This is a genomic window from Achromobacter sp. (assembly GCF_057314935.1).
Genome location: NZ_DBHKZA010000015.1, coordinates 30468 through 45866 on the forward strand (window position 1 = coordinate 30468; position 15399 = coordinate 45866).

The 15399-nt window shown below is 65.8% G+C and carries 13 protein-coding genes; 4 read left to right on the forward strand and 9 right to left on the reverse strand.

Annotated features, from left to right (window positions below):
• Window positions 1-149 precede the first annotated feature (149 nt).
• On the forward strand, window positions 150-860 hold the full coding sequence (locus ACO6D5_RS07830; protein WP_485825062.1) for an SAM-dependent methyltransferase: 711 nt from the start codon (window positions 150-152) through the stop codon (window positions 858-860).
• Between the two features lie 4 nt (window positions 861-864).
• Complete coding sequence (locus ACO6D5_RS07835; RefSeq protein WP_485825063.1) at window positions 865-1650, forward strand: N-acetylmuramoyl-L-alanine amidase; 786 nt, start codon at window positions 865-867, stop codon at window positions 1648-1650.
• 58 nt (window positions 1651-1708) lie between these two features.
• Here the strand turns inward: ACO6D5_RS07835 and msrQ are convergent, their stop codons facing one another.
• The 4 genes from msrQ to ACO6D5_RS07855 form a co-directional block, all read right to left on the reverse strand.
• Window positions 1709-2359: a protein-methionine-sulfoxide reductase heme-binding subunit MsrQ gene (gene msrQ / locus ACO6D5_RS07840; RefSeq protein ID WP_315845207.1), complete on the reverse strand. Its 651-nt coding sequence runs from the start codon at window positions 2357-2359 to the stop codon at window positions 1709-1711.
• Window positions 2360-2366: 7 nt separating this feature from the next.
• Entirely contained in the window at window positions 2367-3329 is a 963-nt protein-coding gene (gene msrP / locus ACO6D5_RS07845) for a protein-methionine-sulfoxide reductase catalytic subunit MsrP (protein ID WP_485825084.1), read from the reverse strand.
• Between the two features lie 157 nt (window positions 3330-3486).
• The gene (locus tag ACO6D5_RS07850; protein ID WP_315845206.1) at window positions 3487-4152 is read right to left on the reverse strand and encodes an HAD-IA family hydrolase; all 666 of its coding nucleotides are present in this window, start codon (window positions 4150-4152) and stop codon (window positions 3487-3489) included.
• 2 nt (window positions 4153-4154) lie between these two features.
• Window positions 4155-5117, reverse strand: a complete 963-nt coding sequence (locus tag ACO6D5_RS07855) for an RluA family pseudouridine synthase (RefSeq protein WP_485825064.1) — start codon at window positions 5115-5117, stop codon at window positions 4155-4157.
• Between the two features lie 525 nt (window positions 5118-5642).
• Here ACO6D5_RS07855 and ACO6D5_RS07860 point away from each other — a divergent pair.
• Window positions 5643-8744, forward strand: a complete 3102-nt coding sequence (locus ACO6D5_RS07860) for an Rne/Rng family ribonuclease (RefSeq protein WP_485825065.1) — start codon at window positions 5643-5645, stop codon at window positions 8742-8744.
• Between the two features lie 154 nt (window positions 8745-8898).
• Here the strand turns inward: ACO6D5_RS07860 and ACO6D5_RS07865 are convergent, their stop codons facing one another.
• The 5 genes from ACO6D5_RS07865 to argE all read right to left on the reverse strand — a co-directional run bounded on the left by ACO6D5_RS07865 (window position 8899) and on the right by argE (window position 13946).
• Window positions 8899-9447, reverse strand: a complete 549-nt coding sequence (locus tag ACO6D5_RS07865) for an acyloxyacyl hydrolase (protein WP_315845203.1) — start codon at window positions 9445-9447, stop codon at window positions 8899-8901.
• 237 nt (window positions 9448-9684) lie between these two features.
• Window positions 9685-10563, reverse strand: coding sequence for an acetyl-CoA carboxylase, carboxyltransferase subunit beta (gene accD, locus ACO6D5_RS07870; protein ID WP_088587972.1), 879 nt, complete (start codon window positions 10561-10563; stop codon window positions 9685-9687).
• Between the two features lie 35 nt (window positions 10564-10598).
• Complete coding sequence (trpA, locus tag ACO6D5_RS07875; protein WP_315845201.1) at window positions 10599-11462, reverse strand: tryptophan synthase subunit alpha; 864 nt, start codon at window positions 11460-11462, stop codon at window positions 10599-10601.
• A gap of 4 nt (window positions 11463-11466) precedes the next feature.
• Complete coding sequence (trpB, locus tag ACO6D5_RS07880) at window positions 11467-12666, reverse strand: tryptophan synthase subunit beta (protein WP_485825066.1); 1200 nt, start codon at window positions 12664-12666, stop codon at window positions 11467-11469.
• A gap of 128 nt (window positions 12667-12794) precedes the next feature.
• Window positions 12795-13946 carry an acetylornithine deacetylase gene (gene argE / locus ACO6D5_RS07885; RefSeq protein WP_315845199.1) on the reverse strand — a complete coding sequence of 384 codons (1152 nt, stop codon included), beginning with the start codon at window positions 13944-13946 and terminating at the stop codon, window positions 12795-12797.
• A 135-nt stretch (window positions 13947-14081) separates the two neighbouring features.
• Here argE and ACO6D5_RS07890 point away from each other — a divergent pair, with 135 nt between their 5' ends.
• A complete protein-coding gene (locus ACO6D5_RS07890) occupies window positions 14082-15395 on the forward strand; it encodes an MFS transporter (protein ID WP_485825067.1) in 1314 nt (437 codons plus the stop codon).
• Window positions 15396-15399: the final 4 nt, after the last annotated feature.

Consider the following 15399-nt stretch of genomic DNA (forward strand, 5'->3'; position numbering starts at 1 on the left):
CTGGACGCGCCGGGAGCCACGGCATGAGCCGCCCGGCCGTCCCGAAGGCTCATGATGCCGCAGCGCCACTGCGCGAAGGCACGCCCATAACCCGCCCGGCCGCTCCGAAGGCTCATGACGCCGCAGCGCCACAGCGCGAAGGCACGCCAATGAGCGGCGCCCTGCACCTCATCCCCGTCGGCCTGGGCGACGCCCCGCCCGAGCGCTGGCTGCCCGCTGACGTCCGCGCGCTGGCTGGGCGGCTGGACACGTATATCGCCGAGAACGCCAAGACCGCGCGCGCCTTCCTGAAGTTGATCGGCACCACTCGGCCGCTGCAGGAAATCACCATCCACACCCTGACCGACAAGATCAACGACGGCCAGATCAAGGCGTGGCTGGACCCGGTCAGGAAAGGGGCGGAAATCGGGCTGGTCTCCGAAGCGGGCTGCCCGGCCGTGGCGGACCCCGGCGCCAAGGTCGTGGACGCCGCCCATCGCCTGGGCATCACCGTCAAGCCCTGGGTGGGCCCCTCTTCCATCCTGCTGGGACTGATGGCCAGCGGCCTGGACGGGCAGCGTTTCGCCTTCCACGGCTACGCGCCGGTGGATCCGGCCGAGCGCGCCAAGCAGTTGCGCGCATGGGAACAGCATTCGGCCAACCACAACCAGACCCAGCTGCTGATCGAAACGCCGTACCGCAACGCCGCCATGTTCGCCACCTTGCTGGCCAGCCTGAAGGGCGACACCAAGCTATGCGTGGCCCGCTCGGTCACGACGGCCGACGAATGGGTCGTGACGCACACCGTGGCCGACTGGAAAAAGCGCCCGGCGCCTCAACTGGACAAGCTGCCCACGCTGTTCCTCTACCTGGCCCGCTGACCCCATGCTCCGCCTGATCACCACACTGCTGGCCACGGCAGTCCTGGCCGGCTGCGCCGCGCGCGGCCCCGCCGGGCTGGACCTGGACACCTCCGTCACCGCCGTCAGCCAGGCCAGCCGCGTACGCAGCGTCGTCCTGCACTACACCTCGGTCGACGACGCCACCTCCATGAAGCTACTGTCCCAAGGCAAGGTCAGCGCGCACTACCTGATCAACGACGCCGGGCGCGCCTATCGCCTGGTCGATGAAAACCGGGCCGCCTGGCACGCCGGCGCCAGCTCCTGGTACGGCAACATCGCCATGAACAGCACGTCCATCGGCATCGAAGTCGTCAACCCGGGCTGGACGGACGGCCCGGACGGCAAGCCGCTCTGGCACGCTTACAACGCGCGCCAGGTGCGGGCACTGACGATCCTGCTGCGCGACATCATCCAGCGCCACGGCATCGCCCCCGAAAACGTGGTCGGCCACAGCGATATCGCCCCGCAGCGCAAAGTGGACCCCGGCCCGCTTTTCCCGTGGAAAGCGTTGGCTGCGGCGGGGATCGGCCGCTGGTACGACGAGGCGGGCGCCACCGAGCACCTGGCGCGCCTGCAAGCCGAGGGCGTGCCGGACGTGGCCTGGTTCCAGAAGCAGCTGCTACGGCTGGGCTATGCCTGCCCACAGGACGGCGCCCTGGACCGCGCAACGATCAACACGCTGGCGGCCTTCCAGATGCACTATCGCCCCGCCCTCCACGATGGCCAGCCGGATGCGGAGACGGCCGCGATCATGCTGGCGATGCCTTAGCCAAGCACCGGGCGCGCCGCCTTGACCAGGCCTTGATCCGGGCGCGCCCCCGCGGCCGTCAGGCCCTGCGGCGCCACCACGCCACGATCCGCCAACCCAGCAGCAAGGCCAGCACGCAGGCGTACAGGAGCGGCTGCGCCAGGTCGTTCTTGCCGGCCTTGTGCCACCAATAGTGCAGCACCGCCAGCAGGCCGATCGCGTAGATGGCGCGGTGCAGCTGCTGCCAACGCTTGCCCAGCCGGCGCATGGCCCACTGCGTGGAAGTGGCCGCCAGCGCCGTCATCAGCACGAAGGCGGCAAATCCCACCGTGATGAAGGGGCGCTCGCCGATGTCCTGCAGCATCGCGGCCGGATCCAGCCCCCGGTCCCACCATACCCAGGCCGTGAAATGCATGGCGCCGTAGAAAAACGCGAACAGCCCGCACATGCGGCGCACCCGAACCAGTGCAGGCTGCCCGGTCAGGCGGCGCAACGGCGTGATCGCCAGCGTGACCAGCAGGCAGACCAGCGTCCACGTGCCGGACGAGCGTGTCAGGAACTCAACCGGGTTCGCGGTCAGGCCGTTGTTGAAACCCAGCCAGATCCATCGCAGGAACGGCGTCAGGCCCAGCAGGAACAGGACAGGCTTGAACCGCCCGACTGCCCGAGCGGACAGGGACGCCTTGCGCGGGGCTGCAGTTGCGGCGGGTTGCGAAGTGCCTTCAGGCATCGATGCCTCAGTAGTTCGCTTTCAGGTCCATGCCCTGGTAGAGCGACGCCACCTGTTCGCCATAACCGTTGAACATCAAGGTCTTGCGCTTGGGGCTGAACAGGCCGTCCTCGCCGATGCGGCGTTCGGTCGCCTGACTCCAGCGCGGATGCGGCACGTTGGGGTTCACATTGGCATAGAAGCCATACTCCTGCGGCGCCGCCTTGATCCAGGACGACACCGGCAGTTTTTCCACAAGCCGGATCTTGACGATCGACTTGGCCGACTTGAATCCGTACTTCCACGGCACCGCCAGACGCAGCGGGGCTCCGTTCTGGTTAGGCAGGACCTTGCCGTACACGCCGAACACCAGCATCGCCAACGGATTCATGGCCTCGTCGATGCGCAGCCCTTCGACGTAGGGCCAATCGAGGATGGCGGCCCGCACGCCCGGCATGTTCTCGCGCTGCACCGCCGTCACGAATTCCACATATTTGGCGTTGCCCGTGGGCTCGACCTGTTTCAACAGTTCAGACACCGAATAGCCCACCCACGGGATCACCATGGACCAGCCCTCGACGCAGCGCAGGCGGTAGACGCGTTCTTCCATCGGCGCGAGCTTGAGCAATTCCTCGATGCTGAAGGTGCGCGGCCGGGCGACCTCGCCCTCCACGCTGATGGTCCAGGGGCGCGTCTGCAGCTTGCTGGCGTTCGCGGCAGGATCGCCCTTGTCGACGCCGAACTCGTAGTAGTTGTTGTAGGACGTGACATCGGCCAGCGAGGTCTGCTTGTCCATGACGCTGAGCGACGCGTTGGGCTTGCCCGTCAGAGCGCCGGCATCCTGGGCGAAGGCGCTGCGCGTCGCCCAGCCTGGCAAGCCAACGGCGGCAGCCGTCAGCCCGGCGCGCAGCATCAACTCGCGCCGCGAACGCCAGACGGCTTCGTCGGTGATTTCGGACGGAACAATATCGGCGGGCTTGCGTATCAGCATCGTGGTCTCTCCGGTCTGGCGCCTGCCAGTGATGGCCGCACCCTGCGCAAGCCATAGACGTTGCGCCATCCCATGATATTCCGCGGCGGCATCGCCGCGGACGGGAACTTCCAGATTGACTCGCCGCGACACCGGACGTTCCCGGCCGGAGGCCGGATCAGGCGCCCGCGGACACCCGCGGCAAGAGCCAGTCGCGCACCCGCGGCACGCTATCGAGCACCGCCTGCGGCGCACAACCTTGAAGTTCCTTCAGGGTGTGCGCGCCATACGTCACACCCAGTCCATGGACGCCGGCGTTGGCCGCCATCTGCAGGTCGTGCGAGGTATCGCCGATCATCACGACGCGGCCCGGGTCGACATCGAGTTCCTGCATCAGCTCGTGCAGCATCGCCGGGTGCGGCTTGCTGAAGGTTTCGTCCGCGGTGCGGGTAGCGTCGAACAAGGGGCCCAGGCCGGTCGCCGCCAGCGCGCGGGTCAGGCCGACGCGGCTCTTGCCCGTCGCGACGGCCAGGCGCACGTTCTGCCCGGCCAACTCGGCCAGCAACTCCGGAATACCGTCAAACAGACGCAGCTCAGGGTCGCGCAGCAGGTAATGCGTGCGATAGCGTTCCAGGAACCGGGGCATCATCGCCTGCGTCAGTTCCGGCACGGCGCGGCGCAAGGCGCTTTCCAGGGACAGACCAATCACCCAGCTGGCTTCGGATGCCGAGGGCACCGCCAGCTCCAGATCACGGCAAGCGCCCTGGATGGCCGCCACGATGCTGTGCGTGGAATCCATCAAGGTGCCATCCCAGTCAAAAACGACCAGCGAATACGACGACATAATCAGACCGACTCCAGTTGTTTCAGTATTTGCCGGCACGCGGGAGGCAGTTCGGCGGTAAGGGTCATGGGCTCGCCCGTGACCGGATGGGCCAAGGTCAGCTGGTGGGCGTGCAGGAACATCCGGCCGAACCCGGCCCGGGCGAATTCCGCCCGGACATCGTCATGGCCGTATTTGTCGTCGCCCACGATGGGAAACCCGCTGGCGGCCAGGTGCACACGGATCTGGTGGGTGCGCCCGGTGCGCAGTTCGGCGTCGACCAGACTGTAGCCGCCGAAGCGCTGCTTGAGCGTGATGATGGTGTGCGCGGTCTGGCCGTCGGGATCCACCTTGACCCGGCGCTCGCCCGATTGGGTGGTCCATTTGGACAGGCCCAGCTTGATGTGCTGGCGGTCATTGACCCAATCGCCCTCGACCAGGGCCAGATAGTGCTTGTCGCCCTTGCCTTCCCGCAGCATGGCATGCAGGGCCAGCAGCGCGCTGCGCTTCTTGGCCACCATCAGCAGGCCCGAGGTCTCGCGGTCCAGCCGATGCACCAGTTCCAGGAACTTGGCATCGGGCCGGGCGGCGCGCAATTGTTCGATCACGCCGAACGACACGCCGCTGCCGCCGTGCACCGCCACGCCGGCGGGCTTGTCCACCACCAGCAGCGCATCGTCTTCGAACACGATCGGGAATTCCGCGCCGGGCACGGGCCGGGGCTTGCCGGGATCCGGCAGCCGCAGCGGCGGGATGCGCACGATATCGCCTTCGACGACGCGATAGTCGACCGAAATGCGTCCCTTATTTACGCGCACTTCGCCGCCGCGGATGGCTTTGTAGATATGCGTTTTGGGGACGCCTTTGCACAGCCGCATCAGGTAGTTGTCCAGACGCTGGCCGGCATGCTCGGCATCGACCTCCACCATTCGGACGGCGGGGGGGGCTTTAGAGGGGGATATGGGGGAGGAAGTTTCTTTGCGCATTGCGGAAAGCGACATATAATCGGGACAGCCTTAAGGGGCTGAACTAGCCGCCTGGCGTAGAGATGCAATTTAAATACGCAACTCCGTCGAGCGCGCGGGCCGCCATTGTACTGCCTGCTCATTCAACCCCTGGGTCTCTTGGTCGCCGGCGCAACCGCGCCCTGCCGGATAGTGGTGTGGCATTCACTTTGCCCGCTGTCCCAGCAGGTCCGTTGCATGCCGCAAGCGGCTCTGAAGCACTGCAAGAATCGTCGCATATTTAAAGCACCAGCTGCGTGTAGGCAACCAATCCGACCGCAACTGCCGTTCACAGCAATTTTTCCGTCAAACCACATTCAGTGAAGCTGACCCTCCTGCTGACAGAACCCCGTGCCCCACGGCACGACGTGCCCGCCTGACCCGCGGCGGATACGCCTGGGCGCCGCCCAGGTACGGTCCGCATTTCTTGCCCGCTTCAGCCGCAGCCCGAGTGACCCGAGGTCACGCGCCGATATCGGCGCGTCATGACAACGGAGAAACCCTCTCATGAAGCGCATGCTGTTCAATGCGACGCATCAGGAAGAATTACGCGTCGCAATCGTCGATGGGCAAAAACTCATCGACCTCGACATCGAGACTGCCGGCCGCGAACAACGCAAAGGCAACATCTACAAAGGTGTCATCACCCGGATCGAACCCGGCCTGGAAGCTTGCTTCGTCAACTACGGTGAAGACCGTCACGGCTTTCTGCCCTTCAAGGAAGTTGCCCGCAGCTTCTTCAAGGAAGGTGTAGATGTCCGTAGCGCCCGCATCCAGGATGCGCTGCGCGAAGGCCAGGAACTGATCGTTCAGGTCGAAAAGGAAGAGCGCGGCAACAAGGGCGCTGCCCTGACCACGTTCATCTCGCTGGCTGGCCGCTACCTGGTCCTGATGCCCAACAACCCCCGTGGCGGTGGCGTTTCGCGCCGCGTCGAGGGCGAAGACCGTCAGGAACTGCGCGACACGATGGAGCAGCTCGAGCTGCCCCAGGGCATGAGCATCATCGCCCGCACGGCCGGTATCGGCCGCAACGTCGAAGAGCTCCAGTGGGACTTGTCCTACCTGTTGCAGCTGTGGACCGCCATCGACGGCGCCGCCCGCGACAACTCCGCGCCGATCCTGATCTATCTGGAATCCAGCCTGGTCATCCGGGCCATCCGCGATTACTTCTCGCCCGAAATCGGCGAGATCCTGATCGATACCGACGAGATCGCCGACCAGGCCACCGCCTTCATGAGCGTGGTGATGCCGGACAACGTCCAGCGCGTCAAACGCTACCGTGACGATATCCCGCTGTTCTCGCGCTTCCAGATCGAACATCAGATCGAAACGGCCTACTCGCGCACCGTGACGCTGCCTTCCGGCGGCGCCATCGTGATCGACCACACCGAAGCGCTGGTTTCCGTCGACGTGAACTCGGCCCGCTCCACCCGCGGCGCCGACATCGAGGAAACCGCGCTGCGCACGAACTCCGAAGCGGCCGACGAAGTGGCCCGCCAGTTGCGCTTGCGCGACCTGGGCGGCCTGATCGTCATCGACTTCATCGACATGGAAGACAGCAAGAACCAGCGCGCCGTCGAACAGCGCCTGCGTGACGCCCTCCATTTCGACCGTGCCCGCGTGCAAATGGGCAAGATCTCGCGCTTCGGCCTGATGGAACTGTCGCGCCAGCGCCTGCGTCCGGCCCTGAACGAAGGCTCGCACATCACCTGCCCGCGCTGCAACGGCACCGGTGTCATCCGCGACGCCGAATCCAGCGCCCTGCACGTGCTGCGTCTGCTGCAAGAAGAAGCGATGAAGGAAAACACCGCGGCGGTCCACGCCCAGGTGCCGGTGGATGTCGCCACCTACCTTCTGAACGAAAAGCGCGCCGACATCACCAAGATGGAAGCCCGCCTGAAGGTCAACCTGATGCTGATCCCCAACAAGCATCTGGAAACGCCGCATCACCACATCGAGCGCCTGCGCCACGACGATCCGCGCCTGGAAGAACTGAAGACCAGCTTCGAGCTGGTTGAGGCACCGGCCACGGACGCTCCCTGGCAGCCGCGCGAAAGCGAGATCAAGGCCCGTCCGGAAGCGCTGGTCAAGGGCATCACGCCCTCGCAGCCCGCTCCCGTTTCGACGCCCGCAGCCCCGGTCGCCGCGCCTGCCGCGCCCGCCGCAGCGGGTGGCCTGGGTGGCCTGTTCAAGCGCCTGGTCGGCTGGCTGACCGGCAATGCCGACACCGCCAAGCCCGCCCCCGCCGTCCAGGAAGACAGCGCCAAGCGCGCGGCTTCCGGCCGTGGCGGCAAGGGCCGCAGCGGCCATGACGGCCAGGAACGCCGTGGCGAACGCCATGGTTCGGACCGCAACCGCAACCGCCGCGGCGAATCGCGCGCCGAAGGCGCTGAAGGCAGCGAAGGCGGCCGTCACCACGTGCGTGGCAACCGTCGCCCCGAAGGCGAACGCGGCGAGCGCCAGGAACGTGGCGACCGCGGCAACCGCAACGAGCCGCGCGGCGACCAGGCTGCACAAGCAGCCCTGGCCTCCAACCGTCCCGACCAGGCTGACCAAGCCAATGGCGACGACACCGGCGCCGGCCGCAATCGCCGTCGTGGCCGTGGCCGCAATCGTCGTGAAGAAGGCCAGTCCGACGCGCCGATGAGCGAACAGGAAAGCATGGTGGCCGCATTGGCGCAAAGCGTCGCGACCGCCCTGCCCGACACCAAGCCGGCCGCTGAAGCCCCTGTGGAAGCGGCCGACGCTGCCGAGCAAACCGCCGACGGCATCCCGACGGCAGAGGGAGCCGAAGGCGCAGCCGATCCGGAACGCAAGCGCCGCCGCCGCCGCAGCCGCCGTGGCCGCCGCAGCCCGGACGAAGCCGGTCTGGCAGGTAGCGACGAGCAGCTGGAAGACGGTTCGGATGACGAGGCCGGCGAACAAGCCGAAGGCGTCGCGACCCAAGCCACTCCTGCCGCTCCCGCCGCCCCGGCTGCCCCGGTCCAGGTAGCAGAAGCCGCCCCGGCGACCGCTGAGCAAGCCGCCCCGGTTCAGACGCAAGCCGTCCCGACCAAGGTGACGGAAGCCCAGGTGGTCGAAGCTGCGCCGGTGCAAGCCCAAGTGGCCGCCCCGCAGGTCGAAGCCCAGGCGGTTGAAGCCCAACAGGTCGAAACCCCGAAGGCCGAACCCGTGCAAACCGCGGCCGAACCCGTGGCCCAGCCCGTGCAAACGATTGCACCGGAAGTGACGCAGCCCGTCGCCGTGGAACCCGCCAGCCAGGTGTCCGCACCTGCACCGGTGGCTGCCCCCGTGGAACCCGCTGCCGCGGAACCCGTCGTGACGGCCCCCGCGCCGGTGGTTGAAGCCGCCGCCCCGGTCGCTGCCGCGCCGGTGGATGCGCAACAACCGATCGTGGTGCCGGCAACGGCGCCGACGGCCAAGGCCCAAGCCTTGCACGACGTGGTGAACGCCGCTGGCCTGAAGTGGGTGGAAACCGATCCGGACCGCCACGCCCAGACCCAGCTGCGTATCGCTGCCGCGCATACGCCGACCCGCCTGGGCCGTGAGCGCAAGCCGGTTGCGACCGTCTCGAACGAACCGCTGGTTCAAGTCGAAACGCGTCACTAAGCCGCTAGCGCGACAAAAAGCCCCCATCGCATGATGGGGGCTTTTTTTTGCCTTGGGACCGCCCCAGGGACGCTCGACGCCAGCCGCAGCGGCGAACGCAGGCCGAAAAAAAGCCCTCGTGACCGAGGGCTTCAATATTGCAGCCTGGCGGCGGTCAGAACTGGTAGGTGTACGTCAGTTGGACCACGTCCAGACCCGGATTCGGGCGCTTGATGCTGGCGTTGGAGAAGTGCGAATAGCGCACGCCGATACGGTTGTTCGGGGTCAGCAGGAAACCCATGCCGACGTGGTCGCCGAACTGGAAGGCGGTGCTGATGTTCTCGTTGGCGAAACGCGTGCTGGAGAACACCGTGGCGCCAATGCCGGCTTCGAGGTAGAAGCGTTCGCCCGTCCACCAGCGGAACATCGGGATGGCGTTCAACTGCCAGACGTGGCCCGGTGAGCGCGAACCGTCAGCCCACCAATAGGACGCGCCGAATTCCGGCGTCAGGTCCAGGCGCCCCCAATTGCCTCCGAACTGGTGCGTCCAGACAGAAGGGGTCTCGTAGTTCAGCGTGAAGCGTTGATAGTGGTCGCCGATGCCGTAATGCATACTGACCCCGCCTTGCGTGCCCTCGGACGATTGCGCGCTGGCCACGGTGGCAGCACCGGCAAGCGCCAAACCGACAAGGCAGGTAAGCATTTTCTTCTTGGTCGACAGCATAGGTAACTCCGTAGAATTCTGGTCTAACCGGCAACATATCAAAATCCGGGCCGCATGGCTTGATCGTTGTCGCAATATGGCAACAATTCGGCGTGGAAAACACTGTTCCGAAAAACGTGGTCACACCCGATACAAGATCTGGCCTGTGGCACAACAATTCGGCGGGCAGCCAGCAACGAAAATGCCGCCGACAACGCGAGGGCTGACGACGGCATTTTTCGAGGCGGTGAACGCAGATCAGACAGCAGTCACCACGTCCGCCGGCTGATTGGTCAACAGCGCCAGCAGGCGGGCGATTTCCTCGCGCAGCTGGCGGCGGTCGATGACCATGTCGATGGCGCCCTTCTGCAGCAGGAACTCGGCGCGCTGGAAGCCCTCAGGCAGCTTCTCGCGGACGGTCTGTTCGATCACGCGCGGACCGGCAAAGCCGATCAGCGCCTTGGGTTCGGCGATGACCACGTCGCCCATGAAGGCGAAGCTGGCCGACACGCCGCCCATGGTGGGGTCGGTGAGCACGCTGATGAACGGCAGCCCCGCCGCGGACAGGCGCGTGAGCATGGCGTTCGTCTTGGCCATCTGCATCAGCGACAGCAGGCTTTCCTGCATGCGCGCGCCGCCGGAGGCAGCCACACAGATGAACGGCGTCTTGTTGTCCAGGGCGGCCTGGGCGCCGCGCGCAAAGCGCTCGCCGACCACCGAGCCCATGGAGCCGCCCATGAATTCGAATTCAAAGCAGGCGAGCGTCGCCGGTACGCCGCGGATCGAGCCGCTCATGACCACCAGCGCATCGGTTTCACCGGTTTGCTTGACGGCCTCTTGCAGGCGCTCGGGGTACTTGCGGGTGTCCTTGAATTTCAGCGTGTCCACGGAACGCGTGGTCTGGCCGATTTCGACGCGGCCTTCCATGTCCAGCAACGAATCGATGCGGGCGCGGGCGCCGATGCGCATGTGATGGTCGCACTTGGGGCACACATGCAGATTGGCCGCCAAGTCTTCGCTGTACAGCACCGATTCGCACGACGGGCATTTCACCCAAAGGCCTTCGGGCACGCGGCGGGCGCCGCTGTCGCTGGTCTTATTGATGCGAGGAGGCAGGAGTTTTTCGATCCAGCTCATTGATATTTCATCCCGTGTGAGGTCGCGCCCGCCATTCAGGCCGACGCGTTTTCTCGTTTTACTTGATCCAGCGCTTGCCGGATGGTGCGCAGCCAGCCGCTGGCGGCGGTGACTGCAGCGTCGGTTTTCTGGGCAGCCGGGGCGTCAGCCACCGCCTGCTCCATCGTTTCAATCAGTTTGCTGCCGATGACGACCGCATCGGCCACACGCGCCACGCGTTGGGCGCTTTCCGCATCGCGGATGCCGAAGCCGACGCCCACCGGGATGTTGCGCACATGGCGGCGGATGACGGCCACGCGTTCGGCGACGTCGTCGGTGTTCAGCGAGCCCGAGCCCGTGACGCCCTTGAGCGACACGTAGTACACGTAACCGCGCGCCACTTCCGCCACCGCCTGGATCCGGGCCTCGGTGGAGGTCGGGGCCAGCAGGAAAATGGGGGCAATGCCGTGCTCGCCCAAGGTCGCGGCGAACTCGATGACTTCTTCAGGCGGATAGTCCACGACCAGCACGCCATCCACACCCGCCTTTTCGGCGTTGACGGCAAACGCCGTCTGGCCCATGCGTTCGATCGGGTTGGCGTATCCCATCAGCACCACGGGGGTGGTGGTGTCGCGCTGGCGGAACTCAGCCACCAGTTCCAGCACGCGGGCCAGGCCCACGCCCTGCGCAATGGCGCGGTCGGCGGCGCGCTGGATCACCGGGCCGTCGGCCATGGGATCCGAAAACGGCACGCCGAGCTCGATCACGTCGGCGCCGGCCTCGACCAGCGCGTGCATCAGGGGAACCGTGGCGGCGGGCGACGGGTCGCCTGCCGCGATATAGGGAATCAGCGCCGCGGCACGGCCGGATTCGGCGGTGCGCGCAAAGGCGGCAGCGATACGATCAATGCGAGTTGTCATGGTGTTAGAGCTCGATACCGGCACGTTCGGCGACGGTATGCATGTCTTTGTCGCCACGGCCCGACAAGTTGACCAGGATGACCTTGTCGCGCGGCAGCGTGGCCGCCATCTTCGCGGCTTGCGCGATGGCGTGCGAGGACTCCAGCGCGGGCATGATGCCTTCGATGCGGCAGCAGTCGTGGAACGCCTTCAGGGCTTCATCGTCGGTGATCCCCGCGTATTCCGCGCGGCCGGTGTCTTTCAGCCAGGCATGCTCGGGGCCGACGCCGGGGTAGTCCAGGCCTGCAGACACGGAATGCGTTTCCTGGACCTGGCCATCGGCGTTCTGCATGACGTAGGTGCGGTTACCGTGCAACACGCCCACCTGGCCGGCGGCCAGCGATGCGGCGTGCTTGCCGCTGTCCATGCCCTCGCCCGCTGCTTCGACGCCGATCAGGCGCACGTTTTCAAAGGGGATGTAGGGATGGAAGATGCCCATGGCGTTCGAGCCTCCGCCCACCGCCGCCACGACGTAGTCGGGCTGGCGGCCGATGGCCTCCGGCATCTGCGTCAGGCATTCGTTGCCGATGACGGTCTGGAAGTCCCGCACCATGCGGGGATAGGGGTCGGGACCCGCCACCGTACCGATGATGTAGAACGTGTTTTCGATGTTGGTGACCCAGTCGCGCATGGCTTCGTTCAGCGCGTCCTTCAGGGTGCGCGAACCGGAAGTGACCGGCACCACCGTGGCGCCCAGCAGCTTCATGCGGTAGACGTTCGACGCCTGGCGGCGGATGTCTTCGCTGCCCATGTACACCACGCATTCCATGCCGTAGCGGGCCGCCACCGTGGCCGTGGCCACGCCGTGCTGGCCGGCGCCGGTTTCGGCGATGACGCGCGGCTTGCCCATGCGCTTGGCGAGCAGCGCCTGGCCGATGCAGTTGTTGACCTTGTGCGCGCCGGTGTGGTTCAGGTCTTCGCGCTTGAACCAGATCTGGGCGCCGCCCAGCAGGTCCGACCAGCGGCGGGCATGGTAGACCGGGCTGGGCCGGCCGACGAAATGCTTGAGTTCATAGTTGAACTCTTCCAGGAAGGCGGGGTCGACACGGTAATGGTCATAAGCGGCACGCAGCTCGTCGAGCGCGTGCATCAGCGTTTCCGCCACGAAAACACCGCCATAAGGGCCGAAATGGCCCTTGGCATCCGGAAAATCGTAAGGTTTCACCAAGCATCTCCCCCGGTATCGCGGCAGACCACTGCCGGCCGCAAATCCGGTTTGCAACCCGTCATTTTACCTGACCCGGGCGCGGCCGGGGCGGGAAGTCCCCTGCCCCGGCCGGTCGCCCACGGCGCCTAGAGCGATTGGCCCAGGCGGCGCAGGAAGGTCTCGCACGAGGCCATCTGGTCCAGCGCGACGTATTCGTTGGGCTTGTGGGCCTGTTCGATGTGGCCGGGGCCGCAGACGACCGTCGGGATGCCAATGCCTTGGAACAGGCCGGCTTCGGTGCCGTAAGCCACCTTGCGGGTGGTGCGGTCTTCGGTCAGCGCACGCACCAGCTGGGTGATGGCGGCTTCTTCCGAGGCTTCGAGGGCGGGCGCAGCCGCGCCGGTTTCGATTTCGATGCTGGCCCCGTCGAATTCGGCCTTCATGCGCGGCAAGAGCTCATCGCGCACGTATTTTTCGACTTCGGCCTGGATCTCGTCGGGTTGCATGCCCGGCAGGTTGCGGAATTCGTAGGTGAATTCGCACAGCTCGGGAATGGTGTTGACCGCGATGCCGCCACGGATCTGGTTGGTGGTCATCGTCGAGAACGGCACGTCGTAGAACTGGTCGTACGGGCCGTTGGCCTTGAAGCTGTCGGCCAGGTCGCGGATGCGGCAGATCAGGCGGGCGGCGTATTCGATGGCGTTGCAGCCGCGCGGGGTCAAGGACGAGTGCGCCGCCTTGCCATGCACCTTGCAGCGGAAGAGATTGATGCCCTTGTGGGCCACGACCACCTGCATGCCCGTGGGTTCGCCCACCACGCAGCCTTCGGGCCGGATGCCGCGCTCCAGCAGGTCGGCCAGCATGTACGGCGCGCCGGCGCAACCGACTTCCTCGTCATAGGAGAACGCCAGGTGGATCGGTTTCTTGCGCGGCATGGCCAGGAATTCCGGCACCAGCGCCAGCGAACCGGCAATGAACCCCTTCATGTCGCAGCTGCCGCGCCCATAGAGCAGCCCGTCTTTCTCGACGAGCTTGAACGGGTCCGTGCTCCAGTCCTGGCCATCCACGGGCACCACGTCGGTGTGGCCCGACAGGACGATGCCGCCCTGCTCGTTGCCGTCCTGCGCAGGCAGGGTGGCGAACAGGTTGGCCTTGGTGCGCTCGGGGTTGTGCGCCAGCCACGCATCGACGCCCTGGCCTTTGAGCCAATCGCGGACGGTTTCGATCAGGGCAAGATTGGAATTGCGGCTGGTGGTATCGAAACCCACCAGCGTTTCCAGCCAGGTGCGCGCGTTCATGTCACTTCTCTTTTGGGGAAAAACGGCAAGTGTAAAGCCAGGAAGCGCCCGCGTCTTGGACGGCCCCGCCCACCGTTCACGGGTTAAGCGCCTAGAATGGCGCCCGGATTCAAAAATACCCCCCAAGGAGAAACCGTGCAGCACAAAGCAGTCCCCACACGCAACATCGTGGCCGCAGTGATAGGCAACGCCCTAGAATGGTATGACTTCCTGGTGTTCGCGTTCATGACGCCGATCATCGCCAAGCTGTTCTTCCCCACCGACCCCAACCTGCCCGGCAGCGAGCTGAACGCCATCCTGATGACGACGGCGATCTTCGGCGTCGGCTTCTTCATGCGCCCGGTCGGCGGCATCATTTTGGGCATGTACGGCGACAAGAAGGGCCGCAAGGCCGCGATGGTGATGGTGACCTCGTTGATGGCCGTGTCCATCGCGCTGATCACGGTTGCCCCGACGTACCACGCCGCCGGCATCCTGGCCCCGATCTTCATCCTGATCGCGCGCCTCTTGCAGGGCTTCTCGGCGGGCGGCGAATTCGGCACGTCGACGGCGCTGCTGATTGAAATGGCGCCCAACGGCAAACGCGGTTTCTACGGGTCGTGGCAGATGGCCGGCCAGATGCTGGCGCTCTTGATCGGTGCCGCCTGCGGCACGCTGATCACCGAGTTCTTCACGCAGCAGCAGATCGCCGACTGGGCGTGGCGCCTGCCGTTCGCGTTCGGCCTGGTGATTGTTCCGATCGCGATCTATATCCGCAAGAACATCGACGAAACCGAAGTCTTCAAGAAGATGCAGGAAGAGGACCGCCAGGCCGCCGCGCGCGGCGAGGTGCAGCGGTTGAGCCTCGTCCAGATGATCAAGACCCACACGCGCGAGACGATGATCGGCGTGGGCCTGGTCGTGACCGCGACGGTGTCCATCTACATCACCTTCACGTACCTGGTGACCTATTCCACGCAGATCCTGAAGCTGCCGATGAAGGACACCTTCATGGTGCAGATGGCGGGCGCGGCGCTGATGGTGCTGATGACCCCGTTCATGGGCGCCTGGTCGGACCGCATCGGCCGCCGTCCGCTGGTGATCGGTTCGCTGATCGGCTACCTGCTTGTGCTGTACCCGCTGTACTACTGGCTGTCGGACGCCCCGTCGATCGGCCGCCTGCTGACGGTGCAGATCGTGGTGTGCTTCTTCGTGTCGGCCTTCTTCGGCGTGTTCAGCACGGTGATGGCGGAACTGTTCCCGGCGCGCGTGCGCTCAGTGGGCCTGTCCCTGGCCTATAACGTGGCGGTGATGATCTTCGGCGGCTTCGCGCAGTTCATCGTGACGTGGCTGATCAAGACCACGGGTTCACCGATGGCGCCCGCCTACTACGTGATGTTCGGCGTGGCGCTGGGTCTCGTTGCCTCGTTCTTCATGCGCGAACGCGCGCACGAGAACCTGGACCACTAAGGCC